Origin of the sequence: Natronococcus jeotgali DSM 18795 (genome assembly GCF_000337695.1) — an archaeon.
Taxonomy (GTDB): domain Archaea; phylum Halobacteriota; class Halobacteria; order Halobacteriales; family Natrialbaceae; genus Natronococcus; species Natronococcus jeotgali.
The window spans coordinates 32,909-52,030 of sequence record NZ_AOIA01000094.1; the positions used below are offsets into that span (position 1 = coordinate 32,909).

At 52.9% G+C, this 19,122-nt stretch carries 13 protein-coding genes and 2 pseudogenes; 10 read left to right on the forward strand and 5 right to left on the reverse strand.

Annotated features, from left to right (window positions below; translation table 11 throughout):
• The first annotated feature begins 84 nt into the window (after positions 1-84).
• Positions 85-1,082, forward strand: a pseudogene (locus C492_RS22765) (IS630 family transposase).
• 38 nt (positions 1,083-1,120) lie between these two features.
• On the opposite strand, the gene C492_RS10295 reads toward C492_RS22765, so the two are convergent.
• Positions 1,121-2,488: an FAD-binding oxidoreductase gene (locus C492_RS10295; protein WP_008423150.1), complete on the reverse strand. Its 1,368-nt coding sequence runs from the start codon at positions 2,486-2,488 to the stop codon at positions 1,121-1,123.
• Between the two features lie 103 nt (positions 2,489-2,591).
• A complete protein-coding gene (locus C492_RS10300) occupies positions 2,592-4,001 on the reverse strand; it encodes a GntP family permease (protein ID WP_049892968.1) in 1,410 nt (469 codons plus the stop codon).
• 270 nt (positions 4,002-4,271) lie between these two features.
• Between C492_RS10300 and pdhA the strand changes: the two genes are divergently transcribed.
• Positions 4,272-5,429 (forward strand): pyruvate dehydrogenase (acetyl-transferring) E1 component subunit alpha, encoded by a 1,158-nt coding sequence (gene pdhA / locus C492_RS10305; RefSeq protein ID WP_008423153.1) that lies wholly within the window; start codon positions 4,272-4,274, stop codon positions 5,427-5,429.
• 3 nt (positions 5,430-5,432) lie between these two features.
• Entirely contained in the window at positions 5,433-6,398 is a 966-nt protein-coding gene (locus C492_RS10310) for an alpha-ketoacid dehydrogenase subunit beta (protein ID WP_008423155.1), read from the forward strand.
• A gap of 209 nt (positions 6,399-6,607) precedes the next feature.
• Here C492_RS10310 and lpdA read toward each other — a convergent pair whose 3' ends face one another.
• From lpdA to C492_RS10325, 3 genes are all read right to left on the reverse strand, one after another.
• Positions 6,608-8,032: a dihydrolipoyl dehydrogenase gene (gene lpdA, locus C492_RS10315; RefSeq protein ID WP_008423157.1), complete on the reverse strand. Its 1,425-nt coding sequence runs from the start codon at positions 8,030-8,032 to the stop codon at positions 6,608-6,610.
• Positions 8,032-9,594: a 2-oxo acid dehydrogenase subunit E2 gene (locus C492_RS10320; RefSeq protein WP_008423160.1), complete on the reverse strand. Its 1,563-nt coding sequence runs from the start codon at positions 9,592-9,594 to the stop codon at positions 8,032-8,034. Before C492_RS10320 ends, lpdA begins: the two co-directional genes overlap by 1 nt.
• A gap of 518 nt (positions 9,595-10,112) precedes the next feature.
• Complete coding sequence (locus C492_RS10325; RefSeq protein WP_008423161.1) at positions 10,113-10,871, reverse strand: IclR family transcriptional regulator; 759 nt, start codon at positions 10,869-10,871, stop codon at positions 10,113-10,115.
• Positions 10,872-11,085: 214 nt separating this feature from the next.
• On the opposite strand from C492_RS10325, the gene C492_RS10330 reads away from it, so the two are divergent.
• The 7 genes and pseudogenes from C492_RS10330 to C492_RS22785 form a co-directional block, all read left to right on the forward strand.
• Positions 11,086-11,592, forward strand: coding sequence for an LUD domain-containing protein (locus tag C492_RS10330; protein WP_160166985.1), 507 nt, complete (start codon positions 11,086-11,088; stop codon positions 11,590-11,592).
• Between the two features lies 1 nt (position 11,593).
• Positions 11,594-13,852 carry an LUD domain-containing protein gene (locus tag C492_RS10335; RefSeq protein WP_008423165.1) on the forward strand — a complete coding sequence of 753 codons (2,259 nt, stop codon included), beginning with the start codon at positions 11,594-11,596 and terminating at the stop codon, positions 13,850-13,852.
• Between the two features lie 404 nt (positions 13,853-14,256).
• Complete coding sequence (locus C492_RS22770) at positions 14,257-15,240, forward strand: Bug family tripartite tricarboxylate transporter substrate binding protein (protein ID WP_083898820.1); 984 nt, start codon at positions 14,257-14,259, stop codon at positions 15,238-15,240.
• Between the two features lie 101 nt (positions 15,241-15,341).
• Positions 15,342-15,836, forward strand: a complete 495-nt coding sequence (locus C492_RS23680; RefSeq protein ID WP_152424876.1) for a hypothetical protein — start codon at positions 15,342-15,344, stop codon at positions 15,834-15,836.
• A gap of 3 nt (positions 15,837-15,839) precedes the next feature.
• Positions 15,840-17,336 (forward strand): tripartite tricarboxylate transporter permease, encoded by a 1,497-nt coding sequence (locus C492_RS22775; protein ID WP_008423169.1) that lies wholly within the window; start codon positions 15,840-15,842, stop codon positions 17,334-17,336.
• Positions 17,337-17,390: 54 nt separating this feature from the next.
• Positions 17,391-18,482: a mandelate racemase/muconate lactonizing enzyme family protein gene (locus C492_RS22780; protein ID WP_152424877.1), complete on the forward strand. Its 1,092-nt coding sequence runs from the start codon at positions 17,391-17,393 to the stop codon at positions 18,480-18,482.
• A gap of 125 nt (positions 18,483-18,607) precedes the next feature.
• Positions 18,608-19,106 (forward strand): annotated as a pseudogene (locus tag C492_RS22785) (transposase); the annotation flags it as partial.
• Positions 19,107-19,122 lie beyond the last annotated feature (16 nt).

Below are 19,122 nucleotides of genomic sequence, written 5' to 3' on the forward strand. Positions count from 1 at the left end.
AGCCTTTCGTCTGGGAAGGATACATAGATGAGATAGCTATAGTAATCATTAGAACTTTCCGCCCATAGATTGTTGCTGTTTGTAATGGAGCATCTCGACGAGATCTCTGTCGCAGAACTTTACGACGCACTCGACAACATCAAGGGAAAGAAGCCAATACAACGGCTGTTAGCGGCAATTGCGTACAAAAGCGGCGTCACGCAGATCGAACTGCCGAGTGGCACAACACCGGTCGACGAACAATCTACAGTTGGCTCAAGCGACTCGACACTGACGAGTCGCTTGAGCAGGCCGTTACTGATGCTCATCGTTCTGGGAAAAAGAGAAAGTTCTCAGAAAAAGAGTAACAAGGATTCGAAGAGGCTGTCCACGAATCTCCCGAAGAAATTGGGGTAGACGCGCTGGCGTGGACGCCGGCGCTCGTCCAGCAGTATCTCGACGAGACCTCTGATGTCGAGTACTCACTCCCGAGCTGCGGGCGTTACTCAAAGAAGCCGGATTGAGCTATCAAAAACCACATCGTACAGCCGCCGAATCTGATGCTGAGGAGGAAGAAACGTTCCGTGACGAACTCAAAAAAAGCGGCGGGATATGGACGCCACAGTCGTCTGTATCGATCAAATCAAGAAATCTGTGCAAGTTGAGCCGCGTGCTGCGTGGTTTCCGCGCGGCACGCGGCCGCCTGTCGAATTGTCTGGACAACGCGACTGGACATGTCTCTTGGGCGCGATCACCGAGAACGGTGATCGCTTTTTCTCTCGATTCGAAGAGTACGTGACTGCCGAACACACAAAACATCTCATTCTTGCAGTATGCCAAGAGTTCAAAGATGATCTGCTCGTTGTACTAGATGAAGCACCGTATTTTCAGGCGTCGGCCGTCACGGACTAGCGGTCCGTGACGACTTCGCCTTCGTGATATTGCCAGCGTATTCACCTGAGCTAAACCCGGTCGAAGAGTGCTGGAAACAACTCCAATCAGCACTGAGCAACCGGTTCTTTGACTCACTTCCTGAACTGACAACAGCGATCGATACCGCTCTCGATGAGCTGTCGCTTCCAGAGGTGAGCAACTATTTCTAGCGACTACTATAGTGATTTAACACAGCCCAATAAAGAGATCAGAAGATCTTCCCAGGATTAAGTGTTTCGTTCGGGTCGAACGCCGTCTTGATGCGTTTCATGAGTTCAACGGTCTCGTCATTATACTCTGACGGGAGGTACTGCTGTTTCCCGAGGCCGACACCATGTTCGCCTGTCGAGGTCCCCCCCAATTCGATCGCTCGGTGAACGATCTGCTCGTCGACGCGTTTGCCGAGTGCGTGATGCTCAGCGTCGCCTTCCCTGACCATGACGGTATAGTGAATGTTTCCGTCACCGGCATGACCGAAACACGGAATCTCGAGGTTGTACTCCGTTTCGCACGTCGATATATAGTCAATCAGGTTGCTGTACTTGCTGATTGGAACCGTAACGTCGCCTGAAGTGAGCATTGTTAGCTCTGGGTCGTAGTGTTTTAGCGCGGTAGCCATCTCTTCACGAATCTCCCAAAGCCCCTCCAGTTCGGGCCCAGATTGTTCAAAAGTAACATCCCTAACGTCATAATCTTCGATAATAGCCCGACAGAAATCGATTTCAGTCTTGATATTGTGGTTTCGGTGAATTTCGATGAACGCCATTGACGCGTTCGGTAAGTCTGCGTCAAGATACCTATTCACCATCGTCGCGCTCAGTTCATCGATCAGTTCAATCTTCGCGATGTCGACCCCGGATTGAACAATATCGGCGATCACCGCCGATGCCTGCATTCGATTTTCGAAGATGACGCGTCCGCCCCAGATTTGTTCTGGTAGGCCGGCAAGCTCGAGTGTCGCCTCGGTAACGACCGCGAGTGTTCCCTCGCTTCCGACGAGCAAATCAAGCAGGTTATACCCACTCGAGGTTTTCGCCGCTCGGGTCCCTGTCTCGATAACAGTACCGTCGGGAAGGACCGCCTCTAGTCGGAGAACCCAGTCATGAATCTCACCGTACTTGACTGTCTGCATACCGCTGGCATCGTTCGCGATCATGCCACCGATCGTCGATATTTTGCCGGACGAAGGAAGCGGCGGGAAGAAGAGCCCGTCGGGTCTCGCGACCTCATTGATCCTCGATCCCAACAATCCCGGCTGGACATCGATCTGGAAATCCTCTGGACGAATCTCAAGGACTGCATCCATTCGGGTCATGTTCATGCTAATTCCGCCCTCGACGGGGACAGCGTGACCCTCAAGGCTCGTCCCAGCCGCATACGGTGTTACAGGAACGCCCCGTTGATCCGCCGCTTCAAGAACGGTCGAAACGTCTTCCGTTGACTCCGGCCAGACGACGACATCAGGCATCGACGCCTCTGTGTCAGGGGTACCCCAGTCCGTGCTGTGTTCTTCACGTTGCCTTGGCGTAGTCGATATCTGCTCATCCGCCAGCGACGTCTCTGACAGAAACTCCATGGTGGATGGTAAATCGAACCACGGACACTTATACACTATGGATACGTCGAAATGGTGATGGGTGGCCGTTGATAGTCACGATGCGATGGAAAGGGAACAGAGATTACGCCATCGGGAAGATCGTTGCGATTACGAGCGTGAAGGTTAGTCCAACCACTGACATCACAAATCCAACAAACGAAAACGTCCGTAACGTCTCGTGGTGCTCTAGGCCGCCTACTTCATTGATGATCCAGAACGGGCTGCTGTTGTGCCATGCGAAGAACATCGATCCAGTCCCGATCGTCAACAGAAGGTAGACCGGATGGACGCTAAGCTGGTTGGCGAATGGCGCCATGATCGTTGCGCTCGTAATCATCGCGACCGTCAGCGAACCGGTCGAAACGATCAGGACGGCGGCAATAAGCCATGCAGTAATCAGCGGTCCGACACCGATCCCTTCCATAATGTCGACAAAGAATTCACCAACCCCGGCAGTCCCGAGCATTCCACCGAAGGCTCCACCAGCGGCTGTGATCGCAATAATGTTCCCGCCATCTTTCACCGCTTGCGTGAGGTCGTCACTGAAGTCTGATTCTGTACCACCTTGATGCCGGTAAAATGTCCAGATTGCTGTGATCGCGGCGAAGCTCAGCGCAATGTTCACATCACCAACGAATTCCGTGAGGGCGACTAATTCTCCTTGATCGGAGAAGAACGTGGTTGTAACTGTATTCGCGGTGATTAGTACAATAGCGAGGAGAATTGGAAGCATCGACTCGACGATGCCAGGGAGCTCGTTGAGCGGTTTCCGAGTCGTCTCTTGAAGGTCTTCGGCAGTGGTTCCCAGTGCCTCGCGGAGCGGCACGTCCATTCGGTCGTCGATCCAGCGGCCATATACGATGCCGCCGACGATCGACGACGGCAGTCCGACCAGTAGCCCCATCCCGATCACAGTGCCGATATCGACAGACAGTTCGTCGGCGACCGCGAGCGGACCGGGGGTCGGGGGCACGAGCGCATGTGCGGCGAACGCGCCGCTAATAATTGCTGTTGTATAGAGGGCCATTTTCTTGCCAGTTCTCGCCCGCATCGACCGGGCGATCGGCGCAAGCAGGTAGAAGACCGTATCAAAGAAAACAGGAATTGAAAGCAGATAACTGCTCCCGAGCAACGTTACGTCTTCCCGCCCTTCCCCAACGGTCGAGTGGAAGCCGCGGACGATCCGATCAGCGGCACCGCTCTCGATCAGGCATTTTCCGATCAGCGCGGCCATCAGGATCGGAATTCCTACACCAGCCATAATGTCGCCGAACGTCCCGGCGACCTCGGAACCAACGGTAGACAGTTCAACAGCTGGCGAAGCGATTCCAACGCCGAAGGCTGCGAGGATTAGTGCGACGAACGCCGGTAGCTCGAACCGCATCATCAGTAGGACGATCAGCAGGATTCCAACTATCAGTATTACTAATGGATTCAACACTGTTCCCACAAGCAGCGGCGTTAGTACCCCTAATGTGGCTGGCAATAGCATGCAATCCACATGAGAGACAACATCACCTTAACTATATTGGATTGTTATACTAATTAGATACAAAATTTATCTCTTATCGTCTCAAATAGAGGCTTGAGACGCTGACAGCACGCAGTAATAGGCTTTATCATCCATCCTGTCTTCGAACTATTCGACTGCAGCAGATTCATGGTCAATCACCTCTCGTTCACTTGCGTTCATTTTTTGAGGAACGGCTTTTTCTAATTGGCAAAGACTTATGCTCCTCATCGCAACACATTCGTACGGACAATGGTTAACAGACAACGGTCTACCCCTGCGGAGTCGACGGACGTAACCGTCGACCGGCTCTCGCAGGCTGAACTGGACGTCGACACATATCGAGTTGTCCAGCCGGATGGATCACACGATCCCGAGGCGACGCCCGACCTCAACGACGAATCATTCCGTGATCTCTATCGCTGGATGGTGTTACAGCGCGTCTTCGACGAGCGTGCCACGAAGCTCCAGCGTCGCGGTCGTCTTGGTACCTACCCGTCTGGCCGTGGACAGGAAGCCAGCATCATTGGTGCCGGGTACGCGCTTGCAGATCAAGATTGGATCTTCCCGTACGGCCGCGAGACGGGTGCGCTGCTCATGCACGGCCTCTCGATGCGCGACCTCTTACTGTACTGGCGAGGCGTTGAGGACGCCTCTCGCATGGAGGGTGCGAATATTTTCGGCCTCGCAATCTCGATCGGATCGCACATCCCAGTGGTCACTGGCAAGGCTTGGGGAATGAAACTCGCGGGAGAGGACAGCGTCGCCTTTGCGAACCTCGGTGACGGCGCGACCTCCACCGGGGCATTCCACGAGGGGACCAACTTCGCGGGCGTCCTTGGTGCGCCGGCAGTTTTCTTCTGCCAGAACAATCAGTACGCGATCACGCTCCCCTTTGACGGACAAACAAACGCGAATACCATCGCTCAGAAGGCGCTGGCCTACGGCATTGATGGTATCCGCGTCGACGGTAACGACGTCCTCGCCGTCTACAACGCGATCACGGAGGCTCGACAACGCGCCCTCGAGGGTAATCCAGTGTTGGTCGAGGCAGTTACCTACCGCCGCGGCGCCCACACGACGAGCGACGATCCCACCCGCTACCGAACTGAGGAGGAAGTTGAGGAATGGAAAGAACGCGATCCACTTGACCGATACCAGACGTTCCTCGAGGAGACGGGCCGCTGGGCCGAGATCGATGAGGAGGCGATTCGTAAGGAGATTGAAGATGAGTTCTCCGCGGCGGTCGATGCCGCAGACGAATTCGCAGAGCGCGGCGTTGAAGAGATGTTCGCGTACCTCTACGAGGAGATGCCACCAGAACTCGAGCGCCAGCAGGCCGCATTTGAAGAGTTATTAGAGAAGCGACCGGAGATGTACGAGTATATCGAGCAGCGACCAAAGGGGTAAAACATGAACGCAACAATCATTCAGGCGGTTAACGACGCGCTACATGAGGAGATGGACAACGATGACCAAACTATCGTCTTCGGACAGGACGTTGCCGAATCCGGCGGCGTCTTCCGTGCCACAGAGGATCTCAAGGAGACGTTTGGTACCGAGCGCGTCCTTGACACACCATTGTCAGAGATCGCGATTGTCGGTAGCGCGATCGGACTTGCCACCCACGGCTTCCGACCGATCGCCGAGATCCAGTTCTCAGGATTCCTCCCACCGGCATTCGACCAGCTAGTCACGAACGCCAGCCGTATCCGCTGGCGCACCCACGGCGAGCTCACAGTACCGATGGTCGTCCGCACGCCCTACGGTGCCGGCGTCCGTGCCCTTGAGCACCATTCCGAGAGCCTCGAAGCAGCCTACGGCCACGTTCCTGGACTGAAGGTCGTCATCCCATCGACCCCCCACGATGCGAAGGGAATGTTGATCAGCGCCATCCGTGACCCGGATCCGGTGTTGTTCATGGAACCCAAACACGTCTATCGTTCGCTTCGCGAAGAGATTCCCGAGAAGGCCTACACTGAACCACTGGGCGAGGCTGCAGTCCGTCAGGAGGGCGATGACCTGACCGTGATTTCCTGGGGTGCGATGATGCACAACACGCTCGAGGCCGTTGAGAATCTCAGTATTAACGCTGACGTTATCGATCTTAGAACGATCTCACCGTTGGACCGCGAGACGATTCTCGACTCGGTGAAGAAAACTGGCCGGTGCGTAATCGTCCACGAGGCCGCCAAGACGGGTGGCTTCGGCGCCGAACTGATGGCAACGATCAATGACGACGCGCTCATGTACCTCGAGGCGCCGATCAGCCGCGTGACCGGGTTCGATGTTCCTGTCCCATTGCTCTCGATGGAGGATTACTACATCCCTCACCCACCGCGCATCGAGAAAGCGATCGAAGAAACGCTCGCGTACTGAGCAGTCCGATTTTTTGTTTCTAGAACGTAGTGGTGTTCCGTTGTCACTATCCTGTGGCTCATACACATTTAATTTCATGAGTTGGATAGTAACAGAAAACTACACTGCCAGAGTAGTCTGTTGTGTGCCTTCGCGACCGGCTATCGGTCAGTACTTCGAGTCGAATTGCCGTTTGGTCACGGATTGATTCGACTAGTATACTGAATTATTCAGCGATTCAGCGTGTGGATCGCCTGGTCTTGGGCGTGTTCTGCGGCTTCCATGATCGCCTCTGACAGTGTCGGGTGGGTGTGTACCGTCATCGTCAAGTCCTCGAGTTTCGCACCCATCTCAATCGCTAGAGCCACTTCACCAATCAGTTCGGATGCCTCAGGGGCGACGATTTGGCCGCCGAGGACAAACTTGGTGTCAGTGTCGGCGACCACTCTCACGAACCCCTTCTGCTCGGCCATCGTCTGGGCGCGTCCACTAGCCCGTAGTGGCATCGTTCCGACGACGGGGTCGAATCCCTTGTGTTCTGCTTCCTGCTCGGTAAGACCGACAGTCGCGACTTCGGGATCCGTGAATACCGCCGCTGGAATCACCTGCTGGTCAAGTGCTACCGGCCTGCCCGCCGCGACACCGGCGGCGACTATCCCTTCGGCACTAGCTTTGTGCGCAAGCATAGGCTCGCCGGCGACATCGCCAACGGCCATAATGTGCTCGAGATCGGTTCGCGTGTAGTCGTCGGTCTCGAGGAAGCCGCGATCATCAGTCTCAAGTCCGATTTCCTCAAGCTCGAGGGCATCGGAGACCGGTTCACGACCGACGGCGACGAGGACGTAGTCCGTCTCGTAGACGGTCTCTTCACCGCCCTCAGACTCGGTGATGACGGCAACGCCGTTACCCTCTTCCTTCCACGAAGAAACTCGCTCGTTGAAGGCAAATTCGATTCCAAGGTCCTCAGCACGTTCGCGGATGACCCGTGAAACGTCGTCTTGATATGCCGGAAGGGCGTCCTCGAGCATCTCGATGACTGTCACATCTGAACCAGCCTTTGCAAACGTGGTCGAGAGTTCCATACCGATGTAGCCGGCACCGACGACTAGCAATTTCTCTGGAATGCTATCCGCTGCTAGCGCATCCTGTGAAGACCAGATTTGATCATCATCGAACTCGAAGCCGGGAACCTCGATGGGTCGGCTGCCAGTGGCGACAATTGCATGTTCGAACTGGATCGACTCTGATCCCTGGCCCTCGCCGGCGTGGGCAACGCGGACGGCGTCGTCATCGATAAACGTTGCCATACCTTCGATGAGGTTTACACCATTAGCTTTGCAGAGTTGTTCGACACCGCCTGTCAGTTGGTCGACGACTTCATCTTTCCACTCCACAAGTGAGGTCATATTCACTGAAGCGTCGGCTTCGACACCCATTCGCTCGCCGTGATTGGCCTCGTGAGCCAGGTCAGTCGCAGTAATGAACGCCTTTGAGGGAATACAGCCGTAGTTCAGGCAGGTTCCCCCGACGGCATCGCGCTCGACAAGTATCGTATCGAGTCCATGCTGTGCGGCGCGGATAGCGGCCACGTAGCCGCCAGGACCTCCGCCGATCACCAGTACGTCTGTCGCAGTTCGCACATCTCCCATAACCATTATTCCAGTAGCAGCAGTTCCGGATTGTTCAGGTATCGCGTGACCTCGTTCGTAAACTGGGCAGCGTCGGAACCGTCGACGATGCGGTGGTCAACCGACATCGAAATCGGCATCGTCGGCCGGACGGCAAGTTCACCGTCGTCGACCCACGGACGCTCCTCAAGCGAGCCGAGCGCGAGGATGCCTGCCTCTGGATAGTTGATGATCGGCGAGGCGTATTCGCCGCCGATCGCCCCGACATTCGTGATTGTGAACGTTCCACCCTGCATTTCCTCAAGTTGAATGGTCCGGTCGCGAGCCCGTGCGGCCTTGTCGTTGATCTCTTGAGCTAACTCGAGCAGGCCCTTCTGATCAACGTCGTCGATCACCGGTACCATGAGACCGGCGTCGCTGGCAACGGCGATACCGATGTTGTACTCGTCTTTAAGGTGGATCTCCTCGGCATCCTCGTCGAGTTCAGCGTTGATCTGCGGAATGGCTTTGAGCGCGGCGACGACTGCCTTGACCACGAACGGCATGTAGGTCAGTTTGACGCCCCGCTCTTCGGCAGTCTGTTTCATCCGGCTGCGGGCGTCGACGAGATCCGACACCTCGACTTCGTCGTGGTGACTGACATGCGGGGCTGTGAACTTCGAGGTAGCCATCTGTTCACCGATTGAACGACGCACGCCACGGTAAGGGATTACTTCACCGGACTGTGGATCGTTCTGGGCGGCGGCTACTGGCTCCGATCTCTGTACTGGGCTCATATCGGGATCCGTAGATGTAGCGGAACTCGTGGGGGTAGTCTCGCCTGCCACGAACGCGTGGACATCCTCGGGCGTCACGAACGACTCACCGTCGCGTTCCTCGCTGGCCTGGACGTCATCGATGTTCACGTCTTCCTCGCGAGCGAGTCGCCGAGTTGCCGGCATCGCGAGCGTCCGACTCCGGTTGGCGGCATTCATACTCGAGGCGACCGACTTGGCGGCACCAGTGTCTGGACTGGTCGTGGCGGACTGAGACAGGTCGGAAATCGTTCTCTCGGCGGCTGAAGATTCGGAATCTGGCGAACCACCTCCAGGATTATCAGTGGACTCGAGTTCACCAGCAGCTTCAAGCACAGTCCGCTCGTCGATTCGTGTATCGGGCCTCGATGATTGGAGGGGCGCGAGATCGATGCCGTGCTCGCGTGCGAGTCGGCGGACACTCGGAGAGGCGAAGACGCGTCCTTCAGGTATCTCTGGTTGTGATGGTGGTTTAGATTCCACAGTCCCATCGGTCACATCGTCAGACTCGGGGTGTGTCTCTTCTGTGTCGATCGAGGCATTTGCGTTCTCTCCGTCGATCTCGAAGACAACAATAATCTCATCGACTGGAACAATTTCTCCCTCTTCGGCGCGTAATTCGACTACCGCCCCGGTGTACGGTGACGGAATCTCAACGAGCGCCTTGTCCGTCTCGACTTCTGCGATCGGTTGGTCTTCTTCAACCTGGTCGCCAGGTTTGACAAACCAGGTTACGAGCTCTCCTTCAGCAACGCCTTCACCGACGTCTGGGAGCTCAAACTCCTTTTTAGCCATGCATCAACACCACTCATCCACAGAACTATGATTTCTTCGGTGACCAACCAGCAAATCATATATGATTAAATTCCGATGTTTCTGTATCGGTTCTTACATCTAATCCAATAGGTAGCAAATGATCCATCCGGACCTCGTTAAATATCACCCCCCGTATTAATGGGCTCAACGGGTTGTTATATACGTTAATTGAGCTGTATTGATGAGTCAAACAGGCGTTCGACAGAAGCAGAATAATCTGAGGTGTAGTATTCATCATAGATTTGTAACAGATGAGTCAATAACGTCATGACGCTTTGATTTGCGGTACTGTCCAATGCCATTTGTGGCCTATGTTTACATCAGTACTGTTGTAATATATGGCCACCTAGTGCTACTTTGTTACCATACTAAAGGGTAGGTGGGGTGGAACAGTTGTTCTATCTGGCCAAATGTCTGTTACGCTATATCGATTATCCGATCAACATAGGCTAACACAAGATTCTAAATCAAATTTATAAATAGGAACACAAGTAACGCTATGAAAAGACAATACGTAGTTCAATTACATTAGCCATCTCCGAGATATCTTGTATAAGTTCTTCCTGACGTTCCTCCTGTGTAAACCGATTCACAGGTCCAGAAACACTCAATGCGCCGATAGGTTCTTCATCGATAAGAATTGGTGCTGCAATACAGTATAGTCCATTTATGGTCTCCTCTTTATCGAATGACAGCCCTCGTTCGCGAATATCCTCGAGTTCGGTGAAGAGTTCGTCCTCGTCGGTGATCGTATTTTCGGTCATTTTTGGGAGGCCGTGCTGGTCGATGATCGACTTGATGTCTTCGCGTGAGCGGTGTGCGAGGATTGCCTTCCCCGTTCCGGTCGCGTGCATATAGTGGGTCTCACCGCTCGACATAAACACGTCGGCGGAGTTTCGTGGATTCGTTGCGTAGAGACACGTTCCAAGGCCATTCTCTTCAATGACTAGGTTGGTTGGCTCGCCGGTCTCGCCCGCGAGTTCGTCAATGTGTTGTTTGGCCTGTTTATAAATACCGAACCTTTCCTGAACCGACGAACCCAATCGAAGTACTTTGCAACTGAGTTCGTATTTTCCGTCGGCTTTAGTCACGTAGCCTGCGTCCGTAAGTGTACTGAGGTGCGCGTAAACGGTGCTCTTCGAGATCGGCATCTCGTGAGCGATCTCCGAGACGCCCGCCGGTTCGAGGTCGCTGATGAGTTCGATGATCTCGAGGGAGCGTTTGACCGAGTCAATAGTGTTCTTGCTGTCTGTCATAGCAACTAATCTATTTACAACCTCTTACGCCTTTTCGTTCTTGTCAAACGGAGCTATTCTATTGCCGACCGACTGTCTCATGGGGCCGAACAATGGCTCCCAAGAATGCATTCCTCTAAGCATACCGATTTAGAGGGGGCTTCGCAACGAGGAACTCATAATGAAGTCACTGGGAGAAAGCTTTAATCGACCCCGCTGAAAATGAACTCTTATGATGCCCGCTGCAGTCGAGACATTCGAACGCTCTCTCGAGAACTTACCTGTAACATTCGAGCGGGTGAAGTCTGGAGCGTTCCAGTCGGCGGTGGAGTCGTGTATTGATCCCCCTGCTGTCGGCGTTCCGCTTCCGTTTGATGAAGTCTCCCTTGAGGAGTCCCCGGTCACGCTGGACCCAACGTCAGAAGACATACTCGAGGCCCGAACTGGTGTTACGCCCGGTGGTCCGTCGATCGCCGAGTACGGAACTATCGTCGTTACTTCCGCGTTCGACGGTTCGGGCTACACGAGCCTCTTTCCGAAGACTCACGTGGTCGTCGTCGCGGCGAGCGAGATCGTTGAGACAATCGACGATGCCCTTAAGATACTAGTCGAGGAAATCGACGATGGCCTGACCAGCGCATATCTGACTACGGGCCCGAGCGCGACTGCGGACATGGGCGCGCCGGTATACGGTGCACACGGACCGGAATCGCTCCACGTCATCATCCTCGGTGATTGCTAATATGTCTACAGAAGGGTCTGGCGACAGAGATAACGACAAGGCCGCCCGCATCCGACGACTTCTCGAGACTACCGGGTCGACCGTCGGCGAGACAGTCCGCCCGTTCAACGAGGGCCGGTACCGTCGATACGAAGAGATGCAGGAGACCGAAGCCTACCGCACGGCGGCCCGCGAGATCAAAGCCGACGCGATTGAGCGACTTCCTGAGTTACTCGAACAGGTTGAGGAGGTCGTCACAGAAAACGGCGGGACAGTCTACGTCGCTGACGACGCAGCGGACGCACGGCACTACATCAGGGGGGTCCTCGAGGAGGAAAACGCCGAGTCGGTCGTTAAAGGCAAGTCGATGACAACCGAAGAGATAAAACTCAACGACGACCTCAAGTCGACAGGTGTCGACGTCTGGGAAACCGACCTCGCCGAATTTGTCCTCCAGATTGCCGAGGACGAACCGAGTCACATTGCCTCTCCAGCGGTTCACAAATCCCGTGAGGAGATCGCCTCACTCTTCAACAACCACTTCGATCTCGAAGATCCCCTGCATACAGCCGAGGAACTCACCGCGTTCGCGCGCGAACAGCTCACCGACCACATCCTCGGAGCTGATGTCGGGATCACCGGCGCGAACTTTGTGACAGCCGATACGGGCACGCTCGCGCTGGTTACTAACGAGGGGAACGCCCGGAAATCCCTGACCGTTCCAGACACCCATATTGCGGTCGCTGGCGTCGAGAAGATCGTACCGTCGATCACAGACCTGTCGCCGTTTTTCAATCTCATTGGCCCTGCCGGCGCGGGCCAGGACATCACGGCTTACCTCTCGCTGTTGACGCCGCCGCTTGACGAACCAGTGGTCCACTTCGACCGACCCAACGAGGAAGCGTTCGACGGCTCGAGCGACAAACGATCGTTTCATCTCGTACTAGTCGACAACGGTCGGTTCGAGATGCGTAACGATGAGGAACTCCGCGAGACGCTATACTGCATCCGCTGTGGGGCCTGCGCCAACTCGTGTGCGAACTTCCAGCAGGTCGGCGGGCACGCATTCGGCGGCGAGACCTACTCCGGCGGCATCGCAACTGGCTGGGAGGCCGGCGTTCACGGCGCCGACAGCGTCGCCGAGTTCAACGACCTCTGTACCGGCTGTTCACGCTGTGTCGAGGCCTGTCCGGTCAACATCGACATTCCATGGATCAACACTGTCGTCCGGGACCGGCTGAACCACGGTGCGGACCCGAGCGCGTTCGACCACCTCGTCTCCGGGCTAATGCCGGACGACGAATCGACCGGCCTCGACCGGAGCAAGCGACTGTTCGGGAACTTCGAGACGCTTGCCACCCTGGGAAGCCTAACTGCGCCGCTGTCGAACCATGTCGTGAACTTCGACCCGGCGCGAACGGTCTTAGAGCGGGTCGCCGGTATCGACAGCCGACGCGACCTCCCACGGTTCCGCCGTGAGACGCTCGTTGACTGGTTCGATGCTCGAGAGCCTGCTCGGATCGAGGACCCGATTCGAGAGGCTATCCTCTACCCAGACATCTATACGAATTACGTACATGTCGAGCGCGGGAAGGCAGCGGTGCGGGTGCTCGAAGCCCTCCGCGTCAGGGTTCGTGTCCCCGAAGTCTCCTCGAGCGGCCGGGCCCCACTTTCCCAAGGAATGATCGAGACCACGAGGGAGCATGCCGAATCTGTCTCTACGGAACTTGAGGGCCACCTTGAAGCAAGTCGCGACGTAGTCGTCATCGAACCGAGCGACCTCGCGATGTTCCGTGGCGAGTACGAGCGGTTCCTCAGCGCTGACGCGTTCGAACAGCTCTCGGAGCACAGCTACGAACTCTTCGAGTACATCTTCGGCCTCCTCGAAAGTGATACCGGGACCGGCATCGAGACACTCGCCGGACCAAGCGAGGAGTGCGCTATGGGGGCTCCAGCGAGTCCTGATCTAGCGTACCACAGCCATTGTCAGCAGCGAACACTCGACCTCGAGGCCTATACAATCGCCGTCCTCGAGCGCTTGGGATACGACGTGATAACCTCGGATGTCGAGTGCTGTGGGATGGCCGGCAGTTTCGGGTACAAGTCCGAATTCTACGAACTCAGTATGGCCGTCGGCGAAAACCTCAAGGAACAGTTCATAGCTGATGAGACCACAGACCGGACCGTCGTCGCTAGCGGCACGTCCTGTCTCGAGCAACTCGACTCGCTGCTCGAACGCTCGAGTACGCACCCGATTCAGGTAATCGACCCCGGCTCCTGACGGGTGTCAGAAGCGGCTTCTAATCGGCCGGTTCTCGAGCCACCTAAATCAAGGCGCTATGCCCCTTCCTCAGGAGCGCCGAAGGCGCGAACAGGGGGATCCAGCGTTCCCAGAAATCAAAGATTTCAGGTGAGCGAATGGGACGCGCAGCGTCTCATCAACGCGCTTGAGTCACAACTGTCCTTAAGGACGTAATCAGAGAGCGAGCCGACGACCCCAAGGAGGCTGTCTTATTCAGTAAACCATTATAGAACGGGATGCTCTGGTTTGTGAGTGATAGCATATTATTGATATTATTTTATGAATTTTAGTAATTATATTGGATTAATATAGGTGGCAGTGAATTGTCTCTCTCTTTTCATCTTTCGAAGGGTTTAAGTCAGTATTGTGTGTGGTTATAGAACATGCCTCGTAGGAGAGCAGTCATTCAGAGTACGGGAGCAGGAATTGGATCGCTGTTACTGGCAGGATGTCTTGGAGGCGGGAACGGAAATGATGATTTTCCCTCCCAACAATTCCATGCGATCATTCCATGGGGACAGGGGGGAGGCACAGATATTTTCACCAGAGAGATATGGCAAGAGATAGCAGACCAAGGTGATGTATCTGTCGGATTTGAAAATATCACAGGTGCAGCCGGTGTAAGAGGAATATCAGAACTGTATAGCACCGACCCAGATGGCTACACAATTTCTCCGATGAACTCGCCCTCAGTTGTCCCACTTCTCACACAGGATCCAGGATTCACTATAGATGAATTTAGACATGTTGGTGCATATACACAGACTGTCTGGGTATTAGTCACAGATCCCAATCTGGACCTAAACGATTTTGAAGAGGTTGCTAGTGCATATGACGCTGGAGATATTGAGGCAATTGCCGGCCAATCACCAGGTGAGCCAAATCACGTTCTGGCAGAGTCTCTCAGATCGGAACTAGGCATTCCATGGGAAAGTTACGTTGCGTATGATGGGAGCGGACCCATCATTCAAGCCGTTGCCGCCGGCGAAGTACCAGCAGGTATCGTGACCGAAACAGCTGCAGCAGATGCAGAGGACCAGATCAATGTGTTAACGGCATTATCAAGCGAGGGAAGTCCAGTATTCCCAGATTTGCCAGTCTATACCGACTATGGGTATGATGCAGAAATCGATTTCATGGGACAGTTCCTTCGATCATTCATGGCACCACCAGATACACCGGATGAGCGAATTGAGATCTTAAACAAGAGCCTTCAAGAGGCACTTGAAAGTGACACCCTTCAATCATGGGCAGATGACACAGGTAATCACCTTGAATACCTTGGCGGCGAGGATGAAGTTCTGAAAGTATTAGAAGAGAATCAAGAGCGTATTCCGGAGATTATTGATCTTAACGATATTGAGTAACTCAAAATAATAGTATGATCAATCCAATTTATAATTCAATGAAAAACTATGTCACCTCAGAAGTATTAATGCTTTTAGGAATGTTGAGTGTCTCGAGTTATATGCTCGTCGAATCTTTTTCTTTCTCCTCTGAGTCCGGTATTTTTCCTCAGTTTGCCGCAGCTGTAACTGTTTTTGGATGCACCGTACTGCTCCTTCGAGGATTCCTTCCGAAACCACTACAACAGGCCATTGTCGAGTCAGACGGGATTTTTAATCAATATAGTGGTGGTTCGCAAGAAAAATTCAACAAAACTAATGTAGATTACGACAAAAATCATAAGCCAGAGACTCACAATGAGAATGTGATTGAAAACGACGATGCTGATGTGGATTCAACGAAGCAACTGCTTCTCGTTGGTCTTCTCACTGGCTATGGACTAATCGGTTACTTGATTGGACTTGTCTGGGCTACCCCTATCTTTATTGGTGTATTTGCAAAAATATTCAACTTCTCATGGTTCGATGCACTGATGGTTGTTTCTATTGGAATTGTCGCAGCACTCGCGTTCAATTCGATACTCCCAGTAAACATGACTAACGGAGTGGTATTTTAACCAATGACTCAAGATTCACTTTTTAGTGCAATCGAGATACTTATTACGGGACAGACTATTGGATGGTTGCTAATAGGACTTCTAGTAGGAATAATCATTGGGACAATCCCCGGTCTCGGACCAAATCTCGGGCTAGCGGTCGCCCTTCCGCTAACGATGCGTCTTAACGGGCCGGATGCGATTATCCTCCTTATCAGTATCTACAGCGGAGCAATGTATGGAGGAAGTATCGCAGCTATCTTAATTAATACTCCAGGAACAGCAGCAGCTGCGGCTACGACGCTGGACGGTTATCCGATGGCACGGCAAGGGCGTGCGATGGAGGCACTCTCAATTTCCGCGACAGCGTCGGCAGTCGGTGGTGCATTTTCAATTATAACACTTATTCTATTGACACCTTTTTTGACTGAGATCGTGCTCATGTTCGGGTCTCCAGAATACTTTCTTATAGCACTTTTTGGAATCGCACTGATAACTGTCGTTGTCCAGGAATCAATGGTGAAAGGTCTGACAGCAGGAGCATTTGGGCTGCTTCTCTCGACAATTGGTCTTCCAGTGGCTGCAGGCCAGCCAAGATATACGTTCGACATGTTCATCTTGTACGATGGGTTAGATTTCGTCGCAGTACTAATTGGTATATTCGCTATTGGTGAAATGATAAAGCTAATTGGAGAAAAAGGTAGTATTTCGAATGAGAATATAAGTTTGAGCGGAAGTTCTCTTTCTGGCATTCGAAAGGTTATCTCTGCACCGATAACTACCATCAAATCGGGGTACATCGGTATGTTCATCGGTGCGATTCCTGGCTCAGGAGCATCAATTTCGAACTTTATTTCCTATGCAGAAGCAGTCCGAAGTGGAGGTGGTGACAAAGAATACGGTTCCGGAAACCATCGTGGTGTTATCGCATCTGAAGCAGCGAACAATGGAACTGTCGCTGGCTCGCTCATTCCGACATTCTCGTTTGGCATTCCCGGTAGCGGGGCGACCGCTATCCTTCTCGGTGGTCTGATGATGCATGGACTGCGTCCAGGACCAGAACTGTTTGCAGATAACGTAAACATCACATATAGTATCTTTTTTGCTCTTCTAGTTGGTAATATTGTTATATTATTACTTGGCCTATTCATTATTACTCGAATGGTATATATAACAACTATTGACACAAACTATATTATTCCAATAGTTATAGTTGTTGCATCACTCGGAGCGTTCGGTCTAAGTGGGAACTGGCTAGATGTATATACTGTAATTTTCTTTGGGATATTTGGGTTCTTCATGATGAAACACAATTATTCAATCATTGCGTTTGTTCTTGGTATTGTTCTCGGACCGATTGCAGAGGAGAATCTCGTACGGTCATTACAACTATCAGATGGCTCTTTTTGGATATTTCTCAATGAACCGATTCCACTTGTCCTCACATTGTTAATTGCCGCAGTAGTAGTATCCCCTATTTTATCAGTAGTCCGTTCGTTCTTCAATGGGACTGGTAGTTAATAACAGTAATTACTTATATATAGATCCCTTGGATACAATTGAGTTGATTATTAAATGAAAATCACAGACATTCAAGCTACGACCCACATCGTGCCGGCTGATGTTCCAGGAATGGATGAACCAGACGAAATGACTATAGCATTTATTACTATTAAAACTGACCAAGGAATTACTGGATATGGTGAAACTGGGTATCTTCACCCCCAGGCTACTGAGTCATTCGTCAACGATCATATCGCTCCAATATTAATAGGCAAAAATCCACTAAATAATGAGCGGATCTGGGATCTGCTCTATACGAAACTCAACCCTCGAGCCCAAACCGGCGTCTGGAGCACTGCGGTAAGCGCAGTCGATATCGCGTTGTGGGATATCAAGGGAAAACAGTACGGTGAACCTGTATGGCGACTTCTGGGTGGTGCTAATGATTCAGTTCCTGTATATTACACAATTGGACAGGCTATCCGTGACAAAGACCGACTTGCCGACATTGCGACACAGCTTGTATCAGAAGGCGCCGAACGGATCAAAATTGTTGTCGGAAAAGGAGAATGGTCATCCCCAACCGTCGACGCTGAACGAGTAACTGCAGTTCGGGAGGCAATCGGTGACGATATCGGATTAGCGATCGATGCAAACTACTTGTATTCACTTAACGATGCACTTCAGTTATGCAACCATCTCGAATCATCATCGATCAGCTGGTTCGAGGAACCAGTCTACGGAAACGATGCGTTGTTGTTAGCAGACCTCCGTACACGGACCCGTATTCCGATAGCTGCAGGCCAGAATGAAGGGCATCGATTCCGTCATCGAGAGCTAATCAAAGGGAGTGCAATCGATATCAGTCTTCCAAACGTCTGTTTCACTGGTGGATACACAGAAGCTGTGAAGGTCGCGGGAATGGCAGATGCGTTCAACATTGATATCTATCATGGCGGGGGATGGCCATTCCAGAATATGCACCTCCAAGCTGGGCTGGCTAACGGACAGATGGTTGAATTTCATGATATCGTCTGGGAGATAGGAAAAAAGATTTATGACTCTCCACCTGAGCCGACAGGCAAATCCATTACCTTACCCGACGAACCTGGACTCGGTCTTGATCCGGATTTCAGCGTTCTGAATAGATATGAAAATAATTAATTTATATCCGCTGGGCAATTAGAAATGATTTACCTTGATTATGACCGGTTCTGTGACCTCAAAGAGCGTGAAACGGACTTCATCTGTCTCCTCCAAGCAGATGCTCGTGTCGACGTCTNCTTGATTATGACCGGTTCTGTGACCTCAAAGAGCGTGAAACGGACTTCATCTGTCTCCTCCAAGCAGATGCTCGTGTCGACGTCTTGGAGCACATCCAGGACGTCGGGATTACCGACGAGCAGGGGACACGGGTTTTCCGTGATGAATTGATTGAGCTTGCGAGACTGGCAAGCAATTCCGCTGCATTGTCTTCGAAGATGTCGATGGCGAGGAACTCGCGTACCTGACGACGTTGTCGTCAGCGTACGCACCTGTTGAAGTGATGAGCATCTACACGCTTCGCACGATGATCGAGATCCTCTTCCGAGAACTCAAGCAATACACGAATATCGAGAGCTTTCACTCCCAGTCGTTGAATGGCGTTCTCTTCGAGATTTTCTGTACGCTGATCGGGTACGTATTGGTTGAGTGGTTCCGGCAGCGCCACCCGCTACGGGTGGCGTGCCGGAAGCAATCCGAACGATCCGCACCCAGTGGAACACATCACTGCGAACCTACGGCTGAATCCGTCTCACGACGA